The 1,722-nt window shown below is 49.4% G+C and carries 1 protein-coding gene; it reads left to right on the top strand.

Going from position 1 to position 1,722, the window contains the following annotated elements:
• The first annotated feature begins 94 nt into the window (after nt 1-94).
• Nucleotides 95-1,504 carry a DUF3987 domain-containing protein gene (locus C5O24_RS13140; RefSeq protein ID WP_107035599.1) on the top strand — a complete coding sequence of 470 codons (1,410 nt, stop codon included), beginning with the start codon at nt 95-97 and terminating at the stop codon, nt 1,502-1,504.
• Nucleotides 1,505-1,722 lie beyond the last annotated feature (218 nt).

The raw sequence follows: 1,722 nt of genomic DNA, 5'->3' as shown, positions 1-1,722 counted from the left end.
TCCTCAAACCTGTCAAGACCGGCAACAAGATTATGTACCCGGAATATGAGGTACGCAAAGCCCTCGGACAACGTAACATCAATATCTGAGCATCATGAAAGCGAATGGCTATTACAACCATCCACGCTTTCCGTTGGAAGCCGGATGTGGATTGATCGAGGAGGATAGCATTGCCTTTACCAGCGATTCCGGTAAAACTGCCGTAATTTCTTTCCCTCTGGAGATATTTCCGAAAGCAATCCGAGACATAATCGAGGCTCTTGAAGAATACGAGAACTATAATGTCGATTTCACAGCGGCTTCATTCCTTACAGTATTCGCGGCTGCTATGGGCAACACTTGGTCAGTCCGCTTCATGACCGGATGGATAAGCCGACCGATAATCTACATGGTGCTTGTAGGTTCGCCGAGCTGCGGCAAGACACCTCCATTGCAACAGGCGGTCGCACCTCTGCTCAAACTCGATGGAGAGTATGACATGATCTATTGCAAGGAGATGGAAACCTACCGTCAATGGGAACGCATGTCGGCAAAGCAGCGTGAGAAACATTCTCTACCTGAAGCAATGAAGATGCCTCAGCGAAAATGTCATGTAGTGGTTGATTCCACCGTAGAGGCTCTTATCGGAGCTTTGCGCGACAATCCGCGCGGAGTGCTGATTTACAAAGATGAGATAGACAGCCTTCTTTCCAATTTCAACCGCTATAATGGTTCGGACGAGGGCTACTTTCTCAGTCTGTTCAGCGGCACGCCTTTCAAGTACAGCCGAAAGTCAAGCAACGAGCATATTTTCCTCTCCAATCCCTACTGTTCGATTATCGGCTCTACGCAGCCTGGGCGTTTGGGCGAACAGTTCGGCGGCAAGCGAATGATGAACGGCTTTTCATCCCGATTCCTGAAAGTCTATCCCGAAATTGACAAGATGCCGTCGTGGAACGACACCGCCATGCCTGACAGCGTTCTTGAAGAATGGGGGCGAATTATCCGAAAGGTGGTAACAGTCACTCCTTCAACAGACCAAGAGGGAAAAGCGACCTCAATAGAGCTACTGTTTTCCCAAGAGGCAAAGCTCCGCGTAATTCAATGGAAAGACGAGGTCAATAACAAGGCTTATGCTGAAACGGATTCGGATGCTGTCAGGGCGTTGTGCGGCAAACTGGAAACCTATCTCGTCCGCTTCTGCCTGATCATACAGATTATGCACTGCATCTGTGGAGAATCGGGCATGGATAAAATTGAACCGGGAACTGCCGAACTCGCCATCAGGCTCACCGAATATTTCAGAAACATGGAGAGCCGGATTGCACCGGAGATTGAAACCGGTATCCTCGACAACCGGTTTACCGAGTTACTCGGAAACCTCAGGGATTCGTTCACCACGGCAGAAGCTGTCCGGGAAGCTCTGCAACTCGGAATCTCGGAATCCTCGGTCAAAAGATTTCTTAGAGACGGCGGTCGAGGATTCGTAAAGAAAAAGTCACACGGTTGCTATCGCAAAATATGACGCTTGAGCTGACACTATGAACTTTTGACATTATGACATTTTCGACCGAGGTCGAACTGACTGAGATACCCCGGTTGCTCACGCCTGATTTGGAGTATAAACCTTGCTTTGCAAGATATGCCGATTGTGTCCACAACGGCTATCCCGCCTCCCCCGAGGTGAGGGTCAATCCCGCTCGAAACTCGCAGTCTTTTGTCTAATGACACATTGCCCGTGAA

This window comes from Paramuribaculum intestinale (assembly GCF_003024925.1).
Lineage (GTDB): Bacteria > Bacteroidota > Bacteroidia > Bacteroidales > Muribaculaceae > Paramuribaculum > Paramuribaculum intestinale.
This window is presented reverse-complemented; position numbering and strand designations above follow the sequence as displayed.

Excerpts from the sequence above, each read along its gene's own strand:
- C5O24_RS13140 (WP_107035599.1), top strand. The coding sequence starts at position 95 with ATGAAAGCGAATGGCTATTACAACCATCCACGCTTTCCGTTGGAAGCC.